Below are 22,668 nucleotides of genomic sequence, written 5' to 3' on the forward strand. Positions count from 1 at the left end.
CGGCCCATACCGAAAAACACAAGGTAGGTGGACATCACCGGCGTGGTATCAAAGGTTACCCGTTTTTGGCCGTCGGGCTCCTGGGTTTCAGAGGCAGCCGGCATGTTGGAAATGGCTGTCATGTCCCTGTCAACAATCATTTCAATGGTGAAATCCGCCTTGTAAAGGGGATGGTCCATGCAGGCAATGGCCCGGCGGGCGTCTGACTCCTGGAACTGGGTGACCGCGATTTTTTCGCTGCCGTTGGAATGCCGGTAGGTGCTGTGGTAAAATCCCGCCATCTGCGAGTTGATCCGGCCGTAATAATCAATCTGGATTTCGATTTCACCAAAGGTTTTTTCCGGCAGGTCGAGGCGGATTTTTTCCAGGGCGGGGTCAACACAAAACCGGCATGTGCTCCACTTTTCATCTGTGCGGACCCGGCAGGACCAGACAGCCAGGTCAAGGGCGTCGAGTTCAATAACATCAACAGATTGTTCGGCCACGGCCTGAAGGGTTACTATGGCTGAAAAATCCAGGCGCTCAGGATCCGGTTGCAGGCGCAGGTGATAATGCTTCGGCGTTATTTTTGACTCCAGGTTTGTCATGGGGCTGTTTTATCCTTTCTTTTTAAAAGCCGTAACCCGGCTTTGGGAGGTGTTGTTTTTGTTTTTTTCTGATTTTGGAAAATTCACACGGATCGCTGCGGGAATCAAGTTTTTTTCCGGCCGGGTGGGCCCCGGGGGACTGCTTGAGGCAAGATGGGGAAAAGGTTTTTCGCATGATGGCGGGCCGGTGACGGATTGCTCCCTGCTGACCGCTTGCGCGCTCAAATGCGACTCGCAATCCATCCCCGGCCCGCCATCATGGACCAGCGCTTTTGGAAAGCATAAAGACTGGGTTCAGAAACCCTGACAGCATGTCTAAAAGGGCCCGAACATCCCTGAGGGAGGAATTGACAACCCTAAAACGCTGGAGCGAAAAAAACTGACCCCGAGCGAAGGGCTTGCTGAACTGATCTTGAAGTCTGTTTGTTTATTTTCGGGCATTGCCGGAAAAATATTGGATTTGCCGCTTGCAATCGGGTAAAATAATAACAATAATAAAAGCAGGCGGAAAAGAGCAAAAGCGTTTAATGATATGAGAAAGGGCAGGGCCATGGGTGAGTTTGAAAAACTGAAGAAGGATTACCGGCTGTCTCCTCTGGCAGCCGAACTGGTGATGCTGGTATTGAGCCTGCCCCCGGAAAATCAGCGGGATTTGGCTGCGGAATTAAAGTCGCGGAAAAATTCCGCCAGGCGCAGATTCCTGCGGCAGCCTCATGCCGAATCCGTACAGTTTTCCGCAGGCGGCAAGATTTTTGCCGGAAACATGAAAAATGTCAGCCAGGGCGGCGCTTTTGTGGAAATCCTGGAATCAGACCTCAAGCGGCTTGGTCGGGGCCAGCAGGTAACCATGTCGTTTGCCCACCCCAACAGCAACCGAAATGTCAAGTTTACCGGGGAAATCGCCCGCACCAGCGCCGATGGGGTGGGTATTCGGTTCAATGCCATGATGTAGCTGCGGCCCGGAGGGTGAAATGGTCTTGCGATTTTGTCGATTTTTCCATAAAAGAGCCCCATGAGCTATGTGTTTGACCATCAGGATGCAGCCCGTTACGAAAAATGGCTGGCAATGGAAAAAAATCGCAGGGTCCTGGAACTTGAAACCCGTGTGATGATGGAAATGTTGAGTCCTGTGCCGGTCCGTCGCCTGCTGGATATCGGCTGCGGAACCGGCGCCAGCTTGGAGCCGTTTTTAAACAAGGGCATTGAACTCACCGGCATTGACCCCTCGCCTGCCATGCTCGACTATGCTGCTCAGCGCCTCGGAAATCCGGTGGATTTGTACCAGGGATATGCCGAAGACCTGCCGTTTGCCGACAATTCTTTTCATTATGCAATTTTGTTTCTGACCCTGGAGTTTTGCGATGATCCGGAGCGTGCCCTGGAAGAAGCCTGCCGGGTGGCCAGGGACCGCGTGTTTGTGGGTATTTTAAACCGGTATTCCGGTTACGCGCTATGTTGCCGAATGGCACGGTTGTTCAGGAACTCGGTTTATTCCCGGGCCCGGTTTTTCAGTATCTATGAGATCCGCCGGATGTTTTACAGCATGCTGGGGCAGGTCCCGGTGGACTGGCGCACGGTTTTGCAGTTTCCGGTGGCCGTATCAGCCGTACTGAATCGCCTGGAATCCTATCGGATTCTTCAATACAGCCCGTTCGGCGGTTTTGCCGGCATTGCGGCTGATCCGGTTCCCAAGTTCCAGGTCTCTCCCCTGACATTGAGATGCAAGGTCAATCAGATCGCCGCATCCAATGAACAGGTAGCCGGCTGGTCCAGGGACTACGGCAATCAAAAAATTCAAAATTGACATTTACAAACCGCGCTACCAGAATTTATAAGGAAGCCATTCTATGTAAGTTTCAGGAGGAAGATAAATTATGGAAGCGCTGTTATATGACCACGCAGGCGACAGCAAGGTGGTCTGCAATTTGTGTCACCACCGGTGCACCATCAAGGACGGGGCCAGGGGCATCTGCAATGTCCGGGAAAATCAGGAGGGAACCCTTGTCACCCTGGTTTATGACCGGATTATTGCCAGACACGTGGACCCGATAGAAAAAAAGCCCCTGTTTCATTTTTATCCCGGCAGCCTGGCTTACTCCATTGGCACAGTGGGCTGCAATTTCCGGTGTAAATTCTGTCAGAACGCCGATATCGCACATATGGCCACCGATTACCAGGGCCGGATCATGGGCAAGGCCTTAAGCCCCCAACAAATTGTCGAAGAGGCCGAGCTTACGGGAAGTCTCTCCATTGCTTATACCTATACGGAACCCACGGTTTTTTTTGAACTCGCCCTGGAAGTGGCCCGGCAGGCACGGGAAAAAAACATTGCCAGCGTGTTTGTCACTAACGGCTACATGACCCCCGAGGCCGTGGATATGATCAGTCCGTACCTGGATGCAGCCAATGTGGATTTAAAGGCTTTTACAGAGGAGTTTTACAAAAAATATTGTTCGGCCAGGCTTCAACATGTACTCACAACCCTTAAAAAACTTCGGGAAAACGGTGTGTTTTTGGAGATCACCACTTTGCTGATTCCGGGGTTAAATGACTCAGATGCGGAGTTAAAGGATCTGGCCGGGTTTATCGCAGACGAGCTGGGGACCCAGACCCCTTGGCACATCAGCCGGTTTCATCCCACGTATCGGTTGACCGACCGCCCGTCCACACCCGTGGAAACCCTTCGAAAAGCAAGGCAGATCGGCATGGATGCGGGCCTGAAATATGTCTATACCGGAAATGTTCCTGGAGAGGCCTTTGAGAATACTTTTTGTCCGAAATGCAATGCTGTCGCAATTTCCAGAAGAGGTTTTGCAGTGGTGGAAAACTGGGTGGAAAACAATCAATGTCCGGACTGCGGAGCTCGGATCCACGGGGTGGGGCTTAGCTGAATGACGCTTGCATCCCCCGGTTTGTCCTGGCAGGAGATGATTTCCCAAAGCCTTTGTAAGGCCCGGGACCTGGCAGCGCATCTCAATGTCAATGAACATCTTGTCAGCCGGGTGATGGATCAATACCCCGCCCGCATCAATGCCTATGCGCTCGGGCTTATCGCCGGCGGAAGCCGGGCGGTTTTCCGGCAGCTGGTGCCGGATCCGGCCGAACTGGAAGAAACATCACTGGCAGATGCCGACCCGCTGTGTGAGCAAAAGCAGTCCCCGGTGCCGGGCATTGTCCACCGGTATCCGGATCGGGTATTGTTTCTGGTTTCGGGCCAATGCGCCGTATACTGCCGGCATTGCATGCGAAAGCGCGAGGTTGGCGGCCGGGATCCGGTCAGCCCGGAGACCATAGAGGCGGGGGTGGACTATATCGCCCGCACACCCGGGGTAAAGGAAGTGATCCTTTCGGGCGGCGATCCGCTGATGCTCGAAGATGACCGGCTTTTTTCCATCCTGGCGCGCATCCGCGGTATCAGCCACGTGGAATGCCTCCGGATTCATACCCGCATGCCCGGGATGCTTCCCCGGCGCATCACCCCGGATTTCGCCCGGGGGCTGGCCCGGTTTCATCCCCTTTTTGTCAATATCCAGTTCAACCATCCCGATGAACTCACCCCGGCCGCCCGGAGCGCATGCGCGCTGCTGGCCGATGCCGGCATTCCCCTGGGATCGCAGACCGTGCTGCTGGCCGGTGTCAATGATTCACCCGCGGTCATGACCGACCTGATGCGCAAACTGCTCACCGCCCGGGTGCGCCCCTATTATCTGCACCATCCGGACCCCATCCGGGGCACGGCCCATTTCCGGGTGTCTGCGGAAACCGGATTTGCCGTTATCGAGGCCCTGCGCGGGCGCATCGGCGGCATGGGCATACCTCAATACATGATCGATCTGCCCGGCGGTGGGGGAAAGGTGCCGCTTTTGCCCGAGCATGTGATCAATCGCTCGGAAAAAGAGTTGATCGTGTATAATTTTGAAAAAAAAATTTACACCTATCCCCTTTAACCATCCCGGAGAAAGCATGACCCTGGAGAGCAACACTTACATGGATTATTCCCTGGCCGATAAATCGCGGCTGGCCATACGAACCTTCAAGACCATCGCAGATGCGGCCCTGCTGCGGGGCTATTACCGGATGGGCGGCCGCACCGGAAGCACCCTGGAAAGTGCCCTGCGAACCCTGAGCCCGGAGATTTACGGCTCCATCAGCGATTCTCGAACCATTGAGTTAAAAGGGCTGGAATATGTCATTGACCGGCTGCCAAGGGGCATTGAGGCCTGCCACCGCATTGTGATGACAGGGCGTCAGGATGCAGCGGATGCCAGTTTTGAAAGAATTCAGCCCCTGAAACGGCGGCGGATTTCATTTCGCATCAGCCCAACGGAGATGAGTTTTGTTATCACCCGGGGACAAAGCGAGATTTACGACATCATGACCCATATTACGTTTCTGCATGTGGAGGCCAAAAAGGTGCAGAGCAAGATGCGCGATGACTATGGCAATATCACCACCGAGTGGCGGGAACTGGAAAAGCATGCGGACTGCATTGATGATATTTGCGGAAGAGATTTGGATCAGGCATTGTGGAACCTGAGCCTGCTTTTGGGCCGGACCTTTGATGAAACCAAGGACACTTACGCAAACCTTGAGAAAAGTCGCAGCCAGTCCAATTCCAACAGCGGCCTGTTTCAGATTGTCCACAGCATGGGAAAGTGCGTGGACGAGGAAGTGCAGAGTTTGGACAATGCCGTGACCGTCCATTTTCCGCCTTCATTGAGCGCCCAGATATTAAACCGGACCCATGCCCGCAACTGGGCGGCCAATATCAAAAAATCCCTTTGTGATATCGGCCTGGAAAAACGCCCCCTGCATATTATCAGCGCCAATCAGCACAGTGTGGTCAATCTGCTATATGGGTATGCCGCTGTGGGCCAAAAAGAGCGGGTTGCCGATGATCCGGATTTATACGACTTTATCCGCATCGTTCGGGATCAAACAGCGCAGGTGGAAGCGTTTGCCAAAAAACACGGATGCCACATGCTGCCCGATGACAGTGGTTCCCAGATCGACTGCAGGATCATTGACGCACCCGCAATGGCCCGGTTGCCCAGACATCCGGCCATTGCCCTGGATGCCGATTATATCGAAAAACAACAACCCGTGATCCTGGTGATGGATTATGCGTTCGGCGAACAGGCCTTTGAAATCCTTGATGAACTGCTTTATCCCTGGGAACAAAGCGGAGAGCAGTGCGCCCTCAATGCCAAGTCGGTTTCCGTGATCGGCAAGGCCGGCATTCTGCCCGGCCAAAAGGGCGATATTATGCTGGCCACCGCCCATGTGCTTGAAGGCACCCCGCATAATTACATGATCTGCAATGATCTGACCGAGGCGGATTTTGATGATGATTCCGTGCAAATTTATACCGGCCCCATCATTACCGTGCTGGGCACTTCCCTGCAGAACCGCTACGTGCTTAAAAAATTCCAGGATTCGTCATGGAAGGCCGTGGGTTTGGAAATGGAGGGGGGACATTTCCAGCGGGCCATTAACGCGGCCTTTATCCGGGGGCATGTGTCTTCGGATCTCAAGGTGATGTATGCCTATTATGCCTCTGACAATCCATTGAAAAGCGGGCAGACCCTGGCTTCGGGCAGCATGGGAGAAGAGGGCATCAAGCCCACCTATTTGGTCACACGCCTGATTTTAGAAAAAATCATGGGCAGGTAAAAAGCGCGGCAGTTTTCCAAAACGACGGTTTACGTGCAGTGTTCGCATTTGGCCGCGGCCTGCTGTTCGGCTTTGCGTTTTACCGCGATGATGCTGGGCTTGTAGCGGTCGGATCGCCTGGCTTTTTTTTCCAGTTTCAACAGCACTGCCAGGGATGCAAACAATGCGGTAAATCCCACTATTGCCGAAAATATCGAGGCATCCACCCCAAAGGTGGAAGCAGCCTGATTGCCAATGATCGCCCCGGCCAGCAGGGCGGCAATGGGAAAGATATAAAGCAGCAAAGAAAGCTTGAGCATCCCGCCGGTGCCAAATTCTATGGTCACTGTATCGCCCAACGAGGCTTTTACCGGATTTAGGGCCTCGATTTCCATTTCCCGGCTTCCGCCGAAGCTGTGACAGGTGCTTTTTTCCGAACACCCGTCGCAGGCTGCGGCCCGCTGGGTTTTGACAAGGGCGTTTGCGCCTTTTATTTGAGTGACCACTCCTGTTTCCCTGGCCATTTTTTAATCCTTGTAGCAGATAATCCCGCAGCGCAGGCATCGGTCTGCTTCGGCCCGGGCGTCTGTTTCCGAGTATCCCAGTTCCACTTCCGGGTATTTTCCCGGAACTTCCGAGGGGTCGCAGGTGGGCATAATATGCCGGGCGGATTTTTTCGCATCTTCGATGTGTGTGACGGTCTGCAGTATTGAGTCCGCGGAAACCACCTTTTCGGCCAGCCCCAGGTCCATGTTGTACATGATTTTGTGCACAGAGGACGCAGCCCGCCGGCCGCCGGCAATGGCCCGGATGGCCGCGCTGTAGTCGGTAATGGGGTCATTTTTCGACAGCAGGCCTTTTTCCTCGCTGTAGATCGGGTTCTTGTAGGGCTGGATGCCTTCCCATTGTACTGGTGCGTTTGGATCCGGTGCAGGCGCGGATTCATCCTGCTCCGGCTGCGGGGCTTTTCGGAAAACCATCTCCGGCAAACGGCCGGCGTCAATGACCATTGTCCCGGCGGGTATCACAAAGGTGTCCCCGGAGCGGGTATCTGTGTATTCAATGGATTCCAGGCGGTTTTCCCGGCCTGTGAGCCGGGTGATGGCGGCGTTGAAAACAATCCCGGCCCCGGCTTTTTCCAGATTTTGGATTTGTTCATCTGAGAGATCCATTTTTTCCCGGGATTCATTGAATACCAGGGTGATGTTTTCCGCTCCCAGGTGCTTGCAGGTGTGAACGGCTTTTTCCGCCAGGGGCGCACCGCCGGCAATGACCACATCACCGGTGACCGGGATTTGGTACTTGTTGTCGAGCCCGGAGCGCAGCAGTTCGATTAACAGAAATACCCCGGGTATCGGCTCCTCGGCCCGGGTCGATGTACCGCGTTCCAGGCGGCTGTCCCATCCGCCGGAAGCCAGCAGCACGGCCTCATAATCCTGTTTGAGCAAAGAGGCAAGAGTGAAGTCCCGGCCCATGGTCATGCCGGTTTTAAAGGAAACACCCAGTTCGGCGACCCCCTGGATATCCCAGTCCAGCACGGTGCGCGGCAGGCGGTAGCCGGCAATGGCGGTACGCAAAAGCCCACCCAGGTTATCAGATGCCTCAAAAACCGTGGGGCTGTGGCCCAGGCGTGCGGTGAAAAACGCCGCGGAAAGGCCCTCCACCCCGCCGCCGATAACCGCGATTTGCCGTCCGGTGCCGGGCGCGCAATAGGGCTGGGAGTGCTGCTGCTGCTCCATTTCCACATCCGCAGCATAGCGTTTCAGATAATTGATGGCCACGGGTTCGTCAATAAGGTTTCGGCGGCATGCGTCCTCGCACGGACGCGGGCAGATGCGGCCGATAACCGTGGGAAACGGGTTTCGTTCCTTGATGATCTGCACGGCCCCGGAATAATCTCCCCGGGAGACACACTCTATATAGCCGCTGATATTGATTCCGGCCGGACACATTCGCTGACACGGGGTGGTGCAGTCGTCCGTGGTGTATTCCCGGAGAATTCGGCGGGTCACGGAGGAAAGCTTGATGATGTGCTTGGGACAAACCCGTTCGCAGGTCCCGCAGCCGGTGCACTTTTCTTCATCCACCACCGGAAGACCGCGGTCGCTCATGGTGATGGCGTCAAACGGACAGGCATGCATGCAGGAACCCAGGCCCAGGCAGCCGATGCGGCATACTTTCATTCCGCCGTATAGCAGGGCTGCGGCCTGGCAGTTGCTCAATCCCTGGTAATCGTACTTGATAGCGGCCTCAGAAGGGCCGTAGGTGCAGCCGGGCAGAGCGATGTCGGGTTCCTTGGCCTCGATGGTCATGCCCAGAACCGCAGCAATGGCCTCGGCCAGGTCTGCGCCGCCGGCCACGCAGGAATCCGGCGGTGATTGGCCGGCAACAATGGCCTCGGCATTCGGGCCGCAGCCGGGATATCCGCAGCCGCCGCAATTGGCCCCCGGCAGCAGGTCGTCGACTTTCAGTACAAGGGGGTCCACATAAACGTAAAAAATCTTGGAAGCCAAGGCCAGGGCAACACCGGTTACCAGACCGAGTCCGCCCATCATCAGTATTGCATCAAACATTGCATGCTCCGATTCGTATCATGTGGTGTTGAGGCACATTGGGTTGTGTTTCCGGCCGAAAATTTTTTAGCTGCACTAAGCCGCTCCTATAACATTATTCGGCCGGCAGATTCAATCTGAAATATATTATTTTTCATATTCCGCCCCGGCTGTCAACTAGTCTGAGGCAGAGTGCGGCAATTGTTGGCTTGACGGATGCGGCCTTACCATATAAGAATACGGTTTTACCGAAGATGCGCGCCGTTTTGGCGCTTTTCATTTTTTGCATCCCAGGCACACGGATCAGGAGGCATTAAGTTGCAGGCACACCAGCAAAACAAGGATTTTTACTGGCAGCAGGTTAGGGAGGCGGCCGCTTATGTGAAAGACGGCATCGGTGCAGCCAAAGCCGGCATCGGGATTATCACCGGAACCGGGCTTTCAGAAAGTATGGTGGACATGGAGCCGGCAGCTCAAATTCCGTATGATCGGATTCCGCACTTTCCCGCATCCACGGTCCGGGGCCATGCCGGCCGGCTGATTTTCGGACAGATTCACGGCCGGCGGGTTTTTGTCATGCAGGGCCGGTTTCACCTGTATGAAGGTTACAGCGCCCCAAGGGTTTGTTTCCCCGTGCGGCTCATGCAGGCCCTGGGGGTGGAAAATCTGATCGTTACCAATGCCGCAGGTGGTCTTTGCACGGATTTTTCCGCAGGCGATATCATGGCCATTTCCGATCACATCAACCTCACCGGCGAAAACCCCCTGGTGGGGCCCAACAATGAAGACTGGGGAATCCGTTTTCCGGACATGTCGGCGGTCTATGATGCCGGGCTGATGGATCGCGCCATGCAGGCCGCGCAAAAATCCGGAATCCATCTGCATAAGGGGGTGTATGCGGGCTTAAAGGGCCCGTCTCTGGAAACTCCGGCCGAACTAAGGTTTTTGCGTCAGATAGGCGCGGATGCCGTGGGGCTGTCCACCGTCATGGAAGTCATTGCCGCAGCTCATGCTCGGATGCGTATATGCGGGTTTTCCATGATCACCAACATTGCTGATCCGGATCATCCGGAACCCGCTACCCTGGAGGCGATTATCCAAACAGCGCAGAAATCCGCCCCTGTTCTGGGTGAATTGCTATCCGGTATTGTCAAGGAGGTTTAAATGGCGGATTTTCCGGACAGCCCGGATCTGCTGATTTTCAACGGTACGGTGCTGACCATGGATGACCGCGGCACCGTGATTCAAAACGGCGCCGTGGCAGTGTCCGGAGACAGCATCGTATCCGTGGGGCCGGCGGAAAAAACCGACATCAGGGGCGCGGCCCGGGTTATTGACGCCAACGGCGGCATTATCATGCCCGGGCTGATCAACACGCATACCCATGCGGCCATGACCTGTTTCCGGGGCTTGGCCGATGACATGAACCTGACGACCTGGCTCAATGAATATATTTTTCCCGCAGAAGCCCGGCTCAGCCATGAGCGGGTCTATACCGGCGCCATGCTGGCGTGCGCGGAGATGATGCTTTCTGGAACCACCTGCTTTGCGGATATGTACCTGTTTGAAGACGCTGTGGCTGAAGCCGCTGCCCGGGCGGGCATGCGGGCGGTTACGGGGGAGGTGCTCTATGATTTTGATTCTCCCAATTACGGGCCCATTGATAAGGGGTTTGATTATACCCTGGAACTCATTGACAGGTGGCGCAATGATCCGTTGATCACCATTGCCGTGGAACCCCATTCCCCGTATCTTTGCGCGCCGGAGCTGCTCCGGCGGGCCGCAGCAATTTCAGAAGAATACGAAATTCCCATGATCGTGCACGTCGCCGAAACCGCCGGGGAGGTGGACCAGATCCGCAAAACCCATGGCAAAAGTCCGGTGGCGCACCTGGCCGATATCGGGGTGCTGTCCCCGCGGTTTCTGGCCTGCCACTGCGTGGCCGTGACCAAGGCCGATATCGATCTGCTCCGATCTCATGATGTCAAGGTTTCGCACAACCCGGAAAGCAATATGAAGCTGGCCTCCGGCATTGCGCCGGTGCCGGCCATGCAGGATGCCGGTCTCTGTGTTGCACTGGGAACAGACGGGCCCACCAGCAACAACAACCTGGACATGTTCATGGAAATGGATGCGGCAGCCAAGATACACAAGGTCAACCAGCTGGATCCAACTGTCATGGATGCCGGTACTGTTTTGCGCATGGCCACCATTGACGCGGCCCGGGCCCTGGGACTCGACAAGGTCACGGGTTCTGTGGAGCCGGGCAAAAAAGCCGATATTATTGTCATTGATACCAATAAGCCACATCTGACGCCCATGTACAATATTTGTTCACACCTTGTGTATGCCGCAGGCGGCGCTGACGTGCAGCACGTTGTGATCAACGGGGTGCCGGTTGTGGATGACGGCCGGCTGGTTTCCTTTGACGCCGAAGCGGTGATGGACCAGATGCAGCAGATTGCCGTTGAAATCCGGGGCCTTCATGACTGGACGGCCAAAAGCCGGAACACGGCCGCAAAAGCAGGAAAGGAGTAGATCGGCAATGGATCAGAATCATGGAATGTCCGGGAAACAATCCGGAAAAGGACCCATTGGAATTGCACTGCTGGCGGGCCTGCTTGTTTTTGCAGCGGCTTGGCCCGCATGGGCCGGGCAGCCGTCCTTGCAATCTTCGGAGGCTGCGGCCGTATCCGCGAGCACCGGTTTTGCGGATGCCGCAGACCAGGCTATCTTGGCGGATCAGGATCAGGCCGGCCAGGAGTCGGTCAATGGCTCTGCCGACGGCTTTGATGAATTTGACGAGTTTGATGAATTTGACGGCGAAACAGGTTCAAAACCCGTGGCTGACCCGCTTTCCGGTTATAACCGGTGGATGACCGGGGTAAACGACAAGCTTTATTTCTGGGCGCTCAAACCCGCGGCCACCGGATATGCAAAGGTGACCCCGGCTGTGGCCCGCAGATCCGTTGGCCGGTTTTTCAAGAACCTGGGCTATCCCCTCAGATTTGTCAACAACCTGCTTCAGCTCAAAATCCGGCGGGCCGGGGTGGAAACAGCCCGGTTCGTGGTTAATACCACCGTGGGGGTGGCCGGGTTTGCCGATCCCGCCCGGTGGTGGATGGACATGGAGGCTTATCCCGAAGACTTCGGCCAGACTTTGGGGTTTTACGGGGTGAAGTCAGGATTCCACCTGGTACTGCCAGTGATGGGTCCTTCGAATCTGCGCGATGCGGTGTCAAAGATCCCCGACCGGTTTTTAAATCCCGTGGCTTATGTGGATCCCTCCGAAGCATCCATTGCCATTTCCGCCTATGACCGGATCAACTATACATCCCTTCACCTGGGCGAATACGAGAGCTTGAAAAAGGATGCCGTTGACTGGTATATTTTTCTGCGCAATGCTTATGAACAAAACCGAAAAAAGAAAATCCAGGAGTAGACAACATGAAAAAATCTGCACGCATTACCGGATGGGTCCTGGTGCTGATCTTCTGTCTGACCCTGTTTGCCGCCCATGGCCGGATGGAGGCCGACAGCGCCCAAAGTCTTCTGAAAGAAAAAATCAGCGAGATCATAGACGTTCTGGACAGTGTAGATCTCAGCGAAGATGACAAAGTCAGCCGGATCGAGGATATCGTGGATCCGGTGTTTGACTACGAACTCATGGCCCGGCTGAGTCTGGGCCGCAGACACTGGACAGGGCTTTCGGCAGATGAACAGGAGACTTTCACCCGTCGTTTTGTCACCCGGCTCAAGGATTCCTATTTTGACAAGATCTCCATGTATTCCGGGGATGCGGATGCGACCTTTGAGTACCGGTCCGTAAAAGAGCAGAACAACAAGGTGCACGTGCCCGTGGAGGTCCGGGCCGGGGATGAAACCGTAGACATGGTGTACAAGTTTTATTCCGCCCGTGACACCTGGAAAGTCTATGACGTGGAAATCAACGGGGTGAGCATTATCCGGAGCTACCGGTCCCAGTTTGACCAGATTCTGGCCGACGGCACGGCGGAGGATCTGCTCGAGGCTGTCAAAGAAATCCAGCCACCCGGTGAAAACGGTTAAAACCGGCCGCAGAAAGCGTTGTGACGCATATTTATGAAAAAAGATCCGCCCCTTATCGACCGGTTTTTTGACCGTGTGGTGCTTGCCCGCCCGGTCCTGGTGCTTGTCTGCATTTTAATGGCCGTGGCCGTGCTGGCCCGGTATGCAGTGGAGCTGAAAATCGAGGCATCCGCCGATACCCTGGTTCAGCAGGACAATGCGGATTACCTTTACTACCAGGAGATCATCGAGCGATTCGGATATGATGATTTTCTCGTCATTGCCTACACTCCAAAGTCCGGGGATCTGCTGTCAGAGCAGGTTCTTTCCCGGATCGGCGAATTGCGCGATGAAATTGCCGCCATGGAGCGTATTTCCTCGGTGGTCACCATCCTGGATGTGCCGCTTCTGGAAAGTCCCCCTATGCCGCTTCAGGAACTGGTGAAAAATGTCCGCACCCTGTCGTCTTCGGATGTGGATCTTTCCCTTGCCAGAAAGGAACTGCAGACCAGCCCCCTGTATCAGGACCTGCTGGTGAGTTCCGATCTTGAAACCACGGCCCTGCAGATCAATTTCAAAAGCGATCCCACCTATGACAAGGTCTGGCAGCAGCGCCAGCAGCTTCGGGTCAAGGCCGGGCAGGGGGAGCTGAGCCCGGCGGAAAAAAAGGAAATGCAGCGGCTCCAGTCGCTTATCGATGAGCACTGGAACCGTATCGAGGCCCAGCGCAGCCGGGATATCGCTGCCATCCGAACGATCATGGAAAACTATGAAAATGACGCGGACCTGTTTCTCGGGGGCGTGAGCATGGTGGCAAACGACCTGATGCGCTTTATCCAAAAGGACCTCAGGGTCTACGGCGGCGGGGTGCTGCTGTGCATGACAATTGTGCTGTGGCTGATTTTCCGCCGGGTGCGATGGGTTGTGCTGCCCCTGATCAGCTGCGGGCTTTCGGCTGTTGCCACCATGGGGCTGATGGGATTGTTCGGATGGAAGGTCACGGTGGTATCGTCGAACTTTATTGCCCTGCAGCTGATTATTACCATGGCCATTTCCATTCACCTGGTGGTCCGCTACCGGGAACTGATCCTTGCCGCTCCGCATAAAAGCCACGCCCGGCTGACCGCAGAGACGGTCAAGGCCATGAAGACCCCGTGCATATACGCGGGGCTGACCACCATTGCGGGATTCGGGTCCCTGTTGTTTGCCGGCATCAAGCCCGTGCAGACCTTTGGCTGGATGATGTCTGCGGGTATCGTGGTTTCCCTGGCTGTTACATTCATATTTTTTCCGGCCGCACTGGTGCTGTTTAACAAAGCCCCGCCGCCCAGCGGCGGCCGTTCGCGCATTGCCCTGACCCGGTGGCTTGCGGGCTTTACCCGTCACCACGGCCGGATGATTTTTGTTTTGAGCCTGGTGGCCCTGCTGCTCAGCGCGGCCGGTATTGGCCGGCTGCGGGTGGAAAATGCCTTTATTGATTATTTCAAGTCCAGCACGGAAATCCACCAGGGCATGACCATCATTGACCGGAAACTGGGCGGCACCACCCCCCTGGATGTGATTGTTGATTTCAGCGGCAGCAGCACGCAGGACGAACCGGAACCGGCAAATGACGCCGGCGGCGGGTCAGACGGGTTTGATGAATTTTCCGAATTTGGTGAATTCGATGAATTTGATGATCCTGCGGATTCAGGCAAGTACTGGTTTACCCCTCACCGGCTCGACCGGATTGAAACGCTTCACGATTACCTGGATGGACTGGATCACACCGGAAAGGTGCTGTCGCTTGCCACCCTGACAAAGGTGGCCGAGCGGTTGACCGGCGGCCCGTTGGATACATTTGACGCGGCCCTTTTGTTCAATGAATTTCCCGAACAATACCGGCAGATGCTCGTGGCCCCGTATGCCTCGGTGGAACATGACCAAGCCCGGATCAGCCTTCGGGTGATCGACTCGGATCCCCAACTGCGGCGAAACGCGCTTCTGGAAAAAATCGCGCACGATGTGGAGGAGAAACTGGGGTTCGCCAAGGATAGTGTGAAACTCACCGGCATGCTGGTGTTGTATAATGATGTTCTGCAAAGCCTGTTCGGCTCCCAGATCATGACCCTGGGGCTGGTGATACTGGCCCTGATGATCATGTTTCTGGTTTTGTTTCAATCGTTTACCATCGCATTGATCGCTATTTTTCCCAATCTGCTGGCCACAGGGGTGGTGCTCGGGACCCTGGGCTGGGCCAATATCCCCCTGGATATCATGACCATCACCATCGCCTCAATCAGCGTGGGTATTGCCGTGGATGACACCATCCATTACATTCACCGTTTTCAGCGGGAATTTCAAAAAGACGGCGATTATCTGCAGGCCATGCAGCGCTGTCACGGAAGCATCGGATATGCCATGTATTACACCACCATTATCATCATCATCGGGTTTTCGATTCTGGCCACCTCGAATTTCATCCCCACGATTATCTTCGGGGTGTTTACCGGGTTGGCCATGTTCATCGCCCTGGTGGCCGCACTGACCCTGCTGCCGCAGCTGATCATATGGCTCCGGCCCTTTGGCCCGGCCGGCCGGGTACAAAGCGCAAATCCGGACCGGGCGGGCTGAGATGACAGTTTCCCAGGATTTGTCCCAGAGCCCGGCCCCGGGCAAAAAGCAGCTGGCCTTCCGGGGCGATGCCATTGCCTTTTATCTGCATGCCCCCGGACAAGGCCCGGGCACCGCCTGGCTGCGCACCAACCTGGGCCGGGCGGCTTTGGCCAGACAGGAGGTGATCTGTCAGGTTGACCGAAACGAGCCCATTTTGTACCATGATTGGTCGGATATCCCCATGGTCCCGGCCGGAGACGGCTTCTTTGAGCTCTGCCTTGCCCTGACCGAAGTGGGCCATTTCGAGGCCAAGGCGTTTTTTCTGCCCGAGGGGAAGGAGTCGCCCGTATGGCCGTCTGGTCCCAACACCATCATTAACGTGGAGCCGGCGGAAACGGTTTGCGGCAATATCATTTACAATGCTTTTGTCCGCCAGTTCGGGCCCAACAAGCACCAGCGGCAGCTGCCGTCCGGGGATGCGGATTTCAAAACCCTGGATCGCCGGGGATACACGGTGATACCCCCATCAGGAAAATTCCGGGATCTGATCCGTGAGCTGGATTTTATCATCGGTCGTCTTGGATGCCCGTATATACAGCTTTTGCCCGTACATCCCACGCCCACCACCTATGGCCGCATGGGCCGGTTTGGCAGTCCGTATGCGGCCCAGAGCTTTACAACCGTGGATTCGGCCATGGCGGAATTTGACCCTGCAGCCACACCCCTGGAGCAGTTCATGGAGCTGGTCGATGCCATCCATGCCCGGCGCGGCCGGATTTTGCTCGATATTGCCATCAATCATACCGGCTGGGGGGCGAGCCTGCATGAAACCCATCCTGAGTGGCTGCACAGGGAAAATGACGGCAAAATCCAGATGCCCGGGGCCTGGGGCGTGGTCTGGGAGGATTTGACCAAGCTGGATTACAGCCATCAGGATCTGTGGCAGTACATGGCAGAGGTTTTTCTGACATGGTGCCGCCGGGGAGCGGACGGGTTTCGCTGTGATGCCGGCTACATGATTCCGGTGGCGGCCTGGCGCTATATCGTGGCCCGGGTGCGTGAGCAGTTTCCAGACACCCTGTTTTTCCTGGAAGGTCTCGGGGGAAAGATTTCCGTGACCCGGGAAATCCTGGATACGGCCAATTTCAACTGGGCCTATTCCGAGCTTTTCCAGAACTATGACAGAGACCATGTAGTGCGGCACATGGCCCTGGTGAAAGACATTGCCGCCACCGACGGCCAGATGATTCATTTTGCCGAAACCCATGACAACAACCGTCTGGCATCGGTCTCCAAAGGCTTTGCCCGCATGCGCACCGCTATTGCGGCCCTGATGTCGGTGGGGGGCGGATTTGCCTTTGCCAACGGCGTGGAATGGTTTGCAACGGAGAAAATCGACGTGCACGGGTCCCCGCCGTTAAACTGGGGGGCGGAAGAAAATCAGGTGAATCATATCCGGCGCTTAAACGCGCTTCTCAAAATCCACCCGGCTTTTGCCGCCGGGGCCGGACAACGTTTTGTCATGGCACGGGATGGCAATTTCGCGGCCTTGCTCCGCCATGACCGCCATGGCGAAAACCGGCTGCTGGTGGTGGCCAACCTGGATGCGGGCAACGCGGTGCTGGCCCGATGGGAGGATGTGGTCGAGCCCCTGGCAGACGGCGCTTTTCTGGATCTGATCAGCGAAGCCCGCCTCCGGGGGGAAAAACAGGACAACTGCCGGCAGATGCTTCTGGGGCCCGGGCAGGTGGTGTGTTTGAGCAATGCGCCCGGGGAGCTGGACCGGATCCGGGATTTTGAGCAGGCAGGCAATCGGGTTTCCGCCTCTGTTGTCCATCAACAACTGCGGGCCGCGGCCCTGGACGTATTTGTCTTTTACCATGGCACCTGCGACTTAAACGGTTTTGACCCGGATGCGGCCGCCAGGCAGCTCAGTGATGATCCAGAGGTTTTTTTACGGCAGATGAACCCGGAAAGCCGGGAATCCCGGGCCATTGTCTGGCAGTGGCCAGAAGATGCAAAACGAGAGGTGATGGTTCCGCCCGGTCACTTTTTGCTGGTGCGGGCATCTTCAAATTTTCGTCTGCAGCTGCGCCGCAACAATCAGGTGGTATCCGTTCAATACGCCCTGTGTGCGGCAGACGGCAGTTATTTTGCCCTGATTTGCCCCGGGCCCGCGAATGCCGATCACCAGAGGGCAGAGCTTTGTCTCACCCTTTATTCCGGCCATGAAAGTATTCGGGCAACCGGAAATCTGCTGTATCTCGCACCCCTGGAGAATGTGGGAGTGGTGCGGGAAATTTTCCGCACCCGGCTCATGGAGCAGCCGTTTCTGTTTCTGGCCACAAACGGCAGGGGGGCCATGATGCGGGCTGCCACCTATGCCCGGCGCGTGCGCTCGCGCTATGATGCACTGCTTGCGGCCAACCCGGATCCGGCCGCGCCCGTGGACCGCTGGATCATGCTTTCCCGGTGCCGGATCTGGCTGGTTTATCAGGATTATGCCCAGGCCGTGCGAACGGATTGCCTTCGCCGGTTTGTCCATGATTATGACGGCCGGGCATGCTGGCAGTACCGGATTCCCACCGGGCTCGGGCGCCATATCCGCTTTTTCGTGCAAATGGAGATGGTCGCCGGTGAAAACCGGGTGCGGCTTTATTTTTTCAGACATCCCCGGGACTCGGCCGATCAGCTCGAAGATGACCGCCTGGTCCGGATGATTTTGCGGCCGGACATTGAAAACCGCAGTTTCCATGATGTCACCAAGGCGTTTACCGGCCCGGAGCATGCATGGCCCGATGCCGTGGAAGCCCGTGAAAACGCGTTTTATTTTCAGCCCGATCCGGACCGCAAACTTTCTGTGAATATGACCGGGGCCGCGTTTGTGCGGGAACCGGAGTGGCAGTACATGGAATATCGCCCGGTGGAGGCTGAAAGGGGCTTGGATCCTAACTCGGATCTGTTCAGCCCGGGTTATTTCACATGTCGGCTGGCCGGCGGTCAGTCCATGATGTTGGAAGCTTCCATGGACACTGCCGAGGAGGCGCCCCGGGACAACTTCCCGGGGCGGCCGGATCTGAGCGCAGCCAGTCCCGCCCCCCTGCCCGTGGCCGCGGCCATGAAGCGGGCCCTAAAACATTATGTGGTGGCCCGTCAGGGCTATGCCTCCGTGATTGCCGGCTACCCTTGGTTTCTGGACTGGGGCCGGGATTCGCTGATTTTCTGCCGGGCCCTGATCGCCGCAGGCGAGCATGAAAAAGCCGCAGATATTTTGCGTATGTTCGGCCAGTACGAAAAGGACGGCACCCTGCCCAATATGATCCACGGCCATGATGCGGGCAACCGGGATACTTCCGATGCGCCCCTGTGGTTTGCCGTGGCCTGCCGGGACCTGGCCGAAGACCTCAGTTCCATTGATTTTCTGGATGAACCGTTTGAAGGCCGGAGCCTCCGGCAGATTTTGTTTTCCATTGTTTCCGGCTATATTTGCGGCACACCCAACGGCATCCGCATGGACCGGCAAAGCGGTCTGGTCTTCAGCCCGGCCCATTTTACCTGGATGGATACCAATTATCCGGCAGCCACCCCCCGCCAGGGTTATCCGGTGGAAATCCAGGCCCTGTGGTATGCCGTTCTGGTGTTTGTATCCGGGCTGACACCGCCGCAACATTACGGAATCGATATTGATTTAAAAGATTGCATCCAACGGGTGGCCAAATTTGTTCTGCGTTGTTATTTTAATGAGAATAGGGGTTATTTGTCAGACTGCCTTCATTGCGATGCCGGCACCCGGCCGGATCAGGCCGCGGCCGACGATGCGCTGCGGCCCAATCAGCTGTTTGCACTCACCCTGGGCGCCGTGACGGATCCGGAAATTGGCCGGTCAGTGCTGGGTGCCTGCAGCCGGTTGCTGGTGCCCGGGGCCATCCGCAGCCTGGCGGATCAGCCGGTAACCCATCCGGTGGAAATCCGGCATCACAATCACCTGCTGGCAGATCCCTATCATCCTTATCAGGGACGGTACCAGGGAGATGAGGATACGAGCCGAAAGCCGGCTTACCACAATGGTACCGCATGGACCTGGGTGTTTCCCTCTTTTTGTGAAGCCTGGGCAACGGTGTATGGAGAAAACAGCATTGCCACGGCGCAAAACTGGCTTGGCAGCAGCACTTGTCTGATCAACAGCGGGTGTCTGGGCCATGTGCCTGAAATCGTCGACGGAGATCATCCGCATTTCCAGCGCGGATGCGATGCTCAGGCGTGGGGGGCAAGTGAGCTTTACCGGGTGCTGAAACAGCTGGAGACAGCAGCCGGGAAGAAATCCGGAAAACAACAGAGGAAGACATGACCCGTTTGCAAACTTACCAGGTATTCCCAAAGATTCCCGGGCGACTAGAATTTCTGGAAAAACTGGCCCGCAACATGTGGTGGTCCTGGCGCCTGGATGCCATAGAGCTTTTCAGGCGGGTGGATCCCCGGCTCTGGGTCCAGTCCAACCGCAATCCCCTGATCTTTGCTACCATGATTGCCCAGCAGCGCTTTGAGCGGGGCCTCAGGGATGAGGGGTTCCTGGCTCACCTGGACCGGGTCCAGCAGGCCTTTGAAAAAGAGATTGAAACCCCGGTGGATTATTCCCAGAGCCCTTACGGCGCGGATGCTCAGGTGGCGTATTTTTCCATGGAGTTTGGCATTCATGAAAGCCTGCCGTTTTTTTCCGGAGGCCTGGGGGTGCTGGCCGGCGATCATCTGAAGGCTTCCTCGGATCTTGCACTACCCATGGTGGCCGTGGGGCTTTTGTACCGCAAGGGATATTTTCACCAGTACCTGGACCATGAAGGCTGGCAGCAGGAACTGTATCCGGAAACCGATATATTTCACATGCCCGTGCGCCGGGCCCGGGACCCGCAAGGCAATGAACTGACAATTTCCGTGGAGGCATCCGGCGGGCTGATTTACGTCAAGGTCTGGAAGATCATGGTGGGCCGGGTTCCGTTGTATCTGCTGGACACCAATATTGCGGAAAATCCGCCTGAACTGCGCGAAATCACGGCCAGTTTGTATCCGGGCGATTCCGCGGTGCGTCTGGCCCAGGAAGTGCTGCTGGGCATCGGAGGCATGAAGGCGTTAAAGAAGCTGGGCATTGAGCCGGCGGTATGCCACATGAACGAGGGGCATTGCTCATTTGTATGTGTTGAGCGCATTGCCCAGGTCATGGAATCCAGAAATGTGGATCTGCAGACCGCAATGGAAATCGTGCCCAGAAGCATGGTCTTTACAACCCATACGCCCGTGGCCGCAGGATATGATGAATTTCCCCCGGACCTGGTGCGGCCCTATCTGCAGGAATATGAAAAGCGGCTGGGCACGGATGTGGACACGATTCTGTCCTGGGGGCAGACCGGGGAGAAGTTCGATCCCCATGTCAAACTGTCCATGTTTGTGCTGGGGCACAATTTTTCCCAGTTCTGCAACGGTGTCAGCCGACTGCATGGAGAGGTAGCCCGGGGTATGTGGAACCATGTCTGGCCCCAGCGGCCTGTGGAGGAGGTGCCCATTTCCCATGTGACCAACGGAATTCACGTCCCCTCATGGATTTCCATTGAAAATCACATGCTCTTTGAGCGCTACCTGGGCCCGGACTGGTATGCCACCAATTTTGATACAGACCGGGCAGAGCGCATTGATCAAATCTACAACGAGGAGATCTGGCGGGCGCGCGAGATGAGCCGGTCCCGCCTGGTGCGGGCATGCCGTTCCATGATGGTCCGGCAGTACGGCCGCCGCAATGCGCCCAAAGCTGTTATGAAGGAAGTGGAGTCCGTGCTGGATCCGGAGATTTTGACCATTGGATTTGCCCGCCGGTTTGCCACCTACAAACGGGCTTACATGCTGTTTATGGACCCCGAGCGGTTTGAAAAGCTCGTGGGTTCCAAAAACCGGCCTGTGCAGTTTGTGTTTGCCGGCAAGGCCCATCCCAAGGACCATGAAGGCAAAGACCTGATCCGTCAGGTGGTGCAGTTCTCCAGGCGGCCGGGCATGCGAAACAAAATCGTGTTTCTGGAAAATTATGATATCAATCTGGCACGCTACCTGGTCCAGGGAGTGGATGTGTGGCTTAACACCCCCAGGCGGCCCCTGGAGGCGTGTGGGACTTCGGGCATGAAAGCCGCGGTCAACGGGGTGCTGAACTTGAGCATTCTCGACGGGTGGTGGGCCGAGGCCTACCACCCCGATTGCGGCTGGTCCATCGGCAACGGCGAGGAATACGAGGACCATGGCTACCAGGACCAAGTGGAGTGCCGGGCCCTGTACAATATCCTTGAAAATGACGTGATCCCCACCTTTTATGACCGCAGGGAAGGCGATACCCCGGACCGGTGGGTGGAGATGATGAAAAACTCCATTAAGCTGGTGCTGGGAAATTTCTGTGCCCACGGCATGGTGCGCAATTATGAAAAGGATTATTATTTGCCTGCGGTTAGAAACCATGCGGTTTTGACAGACAACAACGCAGAGTCGGCCAGAAAACTGGTGGCCCGGAGAAGACGCTTGCGGCGGGAATGGACTGGGGTCCGCATCGAGCCCCCGGAAAGCGACATTGAAGTGCCTTTCCGGGTAGGGGACCGGTTTCAGGTGGATACAAAGGTTCATCTCGGGGCACTGAAGCCCGGGGAAGTGGAAGTGGAGCTTTACTCCGGCAGTTTGAAGAGCGTTGATGAGCTTAAAAACAGCCAGGTGACCCCCATGTCCGTGGCAGAAGACCTGGGCGGCGGCAGTTACCGGTATACCTGCGAGGTGGTCTGCCAGGAAGCCGGTCGGTTCGGTTTTACGGCCCGGGTGATGCCCAGGGGCGATGACTATCTGAAAAACGCGCCGGGTTTTTTGACCTGGGCGTAATCCGGCGCTTGACGCCGACAGGAAATTTTGATGCCGGAAAAGACAACCAATCCACGTGTGCTCATCGTGACCCCGGAGGTGACCTACCTGCCCCAGGGCATGGGCAATATTGCCAACTATCTCTCGGCCAAGGCCGGGGGGCTGGCCGATGTGTCAGCCGCCCTGATCAGCAAGCTGTTTGCCCTGGGTGCGGACGTGCATGTGGCGCTTCCGGATTACCGGGGCATTTTCCACAAGCACATCGGCCCGCTCTGGGATATTTACCAAAAAGAGCTGGACACCTACCGCAAATACCTGCCCGAAGACCGGCTGCACCTGGCCGAGGACCGGGCCTTTTA

At 56.3% G+C, this 22,668-nt stretch carries 15 protein-coding genes and 1 pseudogene; 13 read left to right on the top strand and 3 right to left on the bottom strand.

Annotated features, from left to right (window positions below; genetic code table 11):
- A pseudogene (locus tag R6U41_RS02210) lies at nucleotides 1–587 on the bottom strand (hypothetical protein); the annotation flags it as partial.
- Nucleotides 588–1,137: 550 nt separating this feature from the next.
- On the opposite strand from R6U41_RS02210, the gene R6U41_RS02215 reads away from it, so the two are divergent.
- The 5 genes from R6U41_RS02215 (at nucleotide 1,138) to R6U41_RS02235 (ending at nucleotide 6,260) form a co-directional block, all read left to right on the top strand.
- Nucleotides 1,138–1,539 (top strand): PilZ domain-containing protein, encoded by a 402-nt coding sequence (locus tag R6U41_RS02215; RefSeq protein ID WP_410268199.1) that lies wholly within the window; start codon nucleotides 1,138–1,140, stop codon nucleotides 1,537–1,539.
- A gap of 60 nt (nucleotides 1,540–1,599) precedes the next feature.
- Nucleotides 1,600–2,391: a class I SAM-dependent methyltransferase gene (locus R6U41_RS02220; protein ID WP_410268200.1), complete on the top strand. Its 792-nt coding sequence runs from the start codon at nucleotides 1,600–1,602 to the stop codon at nucleotides 2,389–2,391.
- 70 nt (nucleotides 2,392–2,461) lie between these two features.
- Nucleotides 2,462–3,478, top strand: coding sequence for an AmmeMemoRadiSam system radical SAM enzyme (gene amrS, locus R6U41_RS02225; protein WP_410268201.1), 1,017 nt, complete (start codon nucleotides 2,462–2,464; stop codon nucleotides 3,476–3,478).
- A complete protein-coding gene (locus R6U41_RS02230) occupies nucleotides 3,479–4,534 on the top strand; it encodes a KamA family radical SAM protein (RefSeq protein ID WP_410268202.1) in 1,056 nt (351 codons plus the stop codon).
- A 16-nt stretch (nucleotides 4,535–4,550) separates the two neighbouring features.
- Entirely contained in the window at nucleotides 4,551–6,260 is a 1,710-nt protein-coding gene (locus R6U41_RS02235) for a DUF6909 family protein (RefSeq protein ID WP_410268203.1), read from the top strand.
- Nucleotides 6,261–6,289: 29 nt separating this feature from the next.
- On the opposite strand, the gene R6U41_RS02240 is transcribed toward R6U41_RS02235, so the two are convergent.
- A complete protein-coding gene (locus R6U41_RS02240; RefSeq protein WP_410268204.1) occupies nucleotides 6,290–6,763 on the bottom strand; it encodes a SoxR reducing system RseC family protein in 474 nt (157 codons plus the stop codon).
- 3 nt (nucleotides 6,764–6,766) lie between these two features.
- A complete protein-coding gene (locus R6U41_RS02245) occupies nucleotides 6,767–8,812 on the bottom strand; it encodes an RnfABCDGE type electron transport complex subunit B (protein ID WP_410268205.1) in 2,046 nt (681 codons plus the stop codon).
- Nucleotides 8,813–9,109: 297 nt separating this feature from the next.
- On the opposite strand from R6U41_RS02245, the gene R6U41_RS02250 reads away from it, so the two are divergent.
- From R6U41_RS02250 to R6U41_RS02285, 8 genes are all read left to right on the top strand, one after another.
- A complete protein-coding gene (locus R6U41_RS02250) occupies nucleotides 9,110–9,955 on the top strand; it encodes a purine-nucleoside phosphorylase (RefSeq protein WP_410268206.1) in 846 nt (281 codons plus the stop codon).
- Nucleotides 9,956–11,329: an amidohydrolase gene (locus R6U41_RS02255; protein WP_410268207.1), complete on the top strand. Its 1,374-nt coding sequence runs from the start codon at nucleotides 9,956–9,958 to the stop codon at nucleotides 11,327–11,329.
- 7 nt (nucleotides 11,330–11,336) lie between these two features.
- Nucleotides 11,337–12,233: a VacJ family lipoprotein gene (locus R6U41_RS02260; RefSeq protein ID WP_410268208.1), complete on the top strand. Its 897-nt coding sequence runs from the start codon at nucleotides 11,337–11,339 to the stop codon at nucleotides 12,231–12,233.
- Between the two features lie 5 nt (nucleotides 12,234–12,238).
- Nucleotides 12,239–12,859 (top strand): phospholipid-binding protein MlaC, encoded by a 621-nt coding sequence (locus tag R6U41_RS02265; protein ID WP_410268209.1) that lies wholly within the window; start codon nucleotides 12,239–12,241, stop codon nucleotides 12,857–12,859.
- Nucleotides 12,860–12,892: 33 nt separating this feature from the next.
- Nucleotides 12,893–15,451: an efflux RND transporter permease subunit gene (locus R6U41_RS02270; protein ID WP_410268210.1), complete on the top strand. Its 2,559-nt coding sequence runs from the start codon at nucleotides 12,893–12,895 to the stop codon at nucleotides 15,449–15,451.
- 1 nt (nucleotide 15,452) lies between these two features.
- Nucleotides 15,453–19,781 carry an amylo-alpha-1,6-glucosidase gene (locus R6U41_RS02275; protein ID WP_410268211.1) on the top strand — a complete coding sequence of 1,443 codons (4,329 nt, stop codon included), beginning with the start codon at nucleotides 15,453–15,455 and terminating at the stop codon, nucleotides 19,779–19,781.
- Nucleotides 19,778–22,330, top strand: a complete 2,553-nt coding sequence (gene glgP / locus R6U41_RS02280; protein ID WP_410268212.1) for an alpha-glucan family phosphorylase — start codon at nucleotides 19,778–19,780, stop codon at nucleotides 22,328–22,330. Before R6U41_RS02275 ends, glgP begins: the two co-directional genes overlap by 4 nt.
- Before the next feature lie 30 nt (nucleotides 22,331–22,360).
- A partial coding sequence (locus R6U41_RS02285; protein WP_410268213.1) for a glycogen/starch synthase occupies nucleotides 22,361–22,668 on the top strand: 308 nt, incomplete at its 3' end.

The organism is Desulfosalsimonas sp., from assembly GCF_046483245.1.
GTDB lineage: Bacteria > Desulfobacterota > Desulfobacteria > Desulfobacterales > Desulfosalsimonadaceae > Desulfosalsimonas.

Excerpts from the sequence above, each read along its gene's own strand:
- glgP (WP_410268212.1), top strand. The coding sequence starts at position 19,778 with ATGACCCGTTTGCAAACTTACCAGGTATTCCCAAAGATTCCCGGGCGA.
- R6U41_RS02230 (WP_410268202.1), top strand. The coding sequence starts at position 3,479 with ATGACGCTTGCATCCCCCGGTTTGTCCTGGCAGGAGATGATTTCCCAA.
- R6U41_RS02270 (WP_410268210.1), top strand. The coding sequence starts at position 12,893 with ATGAAAAAAGATCCGCCCCTTATCGACCGGTTTTTTGACCGTGTGGTG.
- R6U41_RS02240 (WP_410268204.1), bottom strand. The coding sequence starts at position 6,763 with ATGGCCAGGGAAACAGGAGTGGTCACTCAAATAAAAGGCGCAAACGCC.
- R6U41_RS02260 (WP_410268208.1), top strand. The coding sequence starts at position 11,337 with ATGGATCAGAATCATGGAATGTCCGGGAAACAATCCGGAAAAGGACCC.
- R6U41_RS02275 (WP_410268211.1), top strand. The coding sequence starts at position 15,453 with ATGACAGTTTCCCAGGATTTGTCCCAGAGCCCGGCCCCGGGCAAAAAG.
- amrS (WP_410268201.1), top strand. The coding sequence starts at position 2,462 with ATGGAAGCGCTGTTATATGACCACGCAGGCGACAGCAAGGTGGTCTGC.
- R6U41_RS02235 (WP_410268203.1), top strand. The coding sequence starts at position 4,551 with ATGACCCTGGAGAGCAACACTTACATGGATTATTCCCTGGCCGATAAA.
- R6U41_RS02215 (WP_410268199.1), top strand. The coding sequence starts at position 1,138 with ATGGGTGAGTTTGAAAAACTGAAGAAGGATTACCGGCTGTCTCCTCTG.
- R6U41_RS02255 (WP_410268207.1), top strand. The coding sequence starts at position 9,956 with ATGGCGGATTTTCCGGACAGCCCGGATCTGCTGATTTTCAACGGTACG.
- R6U41_RS02265 (WP_410268209.1), top strand. The coding sequence starts at position 12,239 with ATGAAAAAATCTGCACGCATTACCGGATGGGTCCTGGTGCTGATCTTC.
- R6U41_RS02245 (WP_410268205.1), bottom strand. The coding sequence starts at position 8,812 with ATGTTTGATGCAATACTGATGATGGGCGGACTCGGTCTGGTAACCGGT.
- R6U41_RS02220 (WP_410268200.1), top strand. The coding sequence starts at position 1,600 with ATGAGCTATGTGTTTGACCATCAGGATGCAGCCCGTTACGAAAAATGG.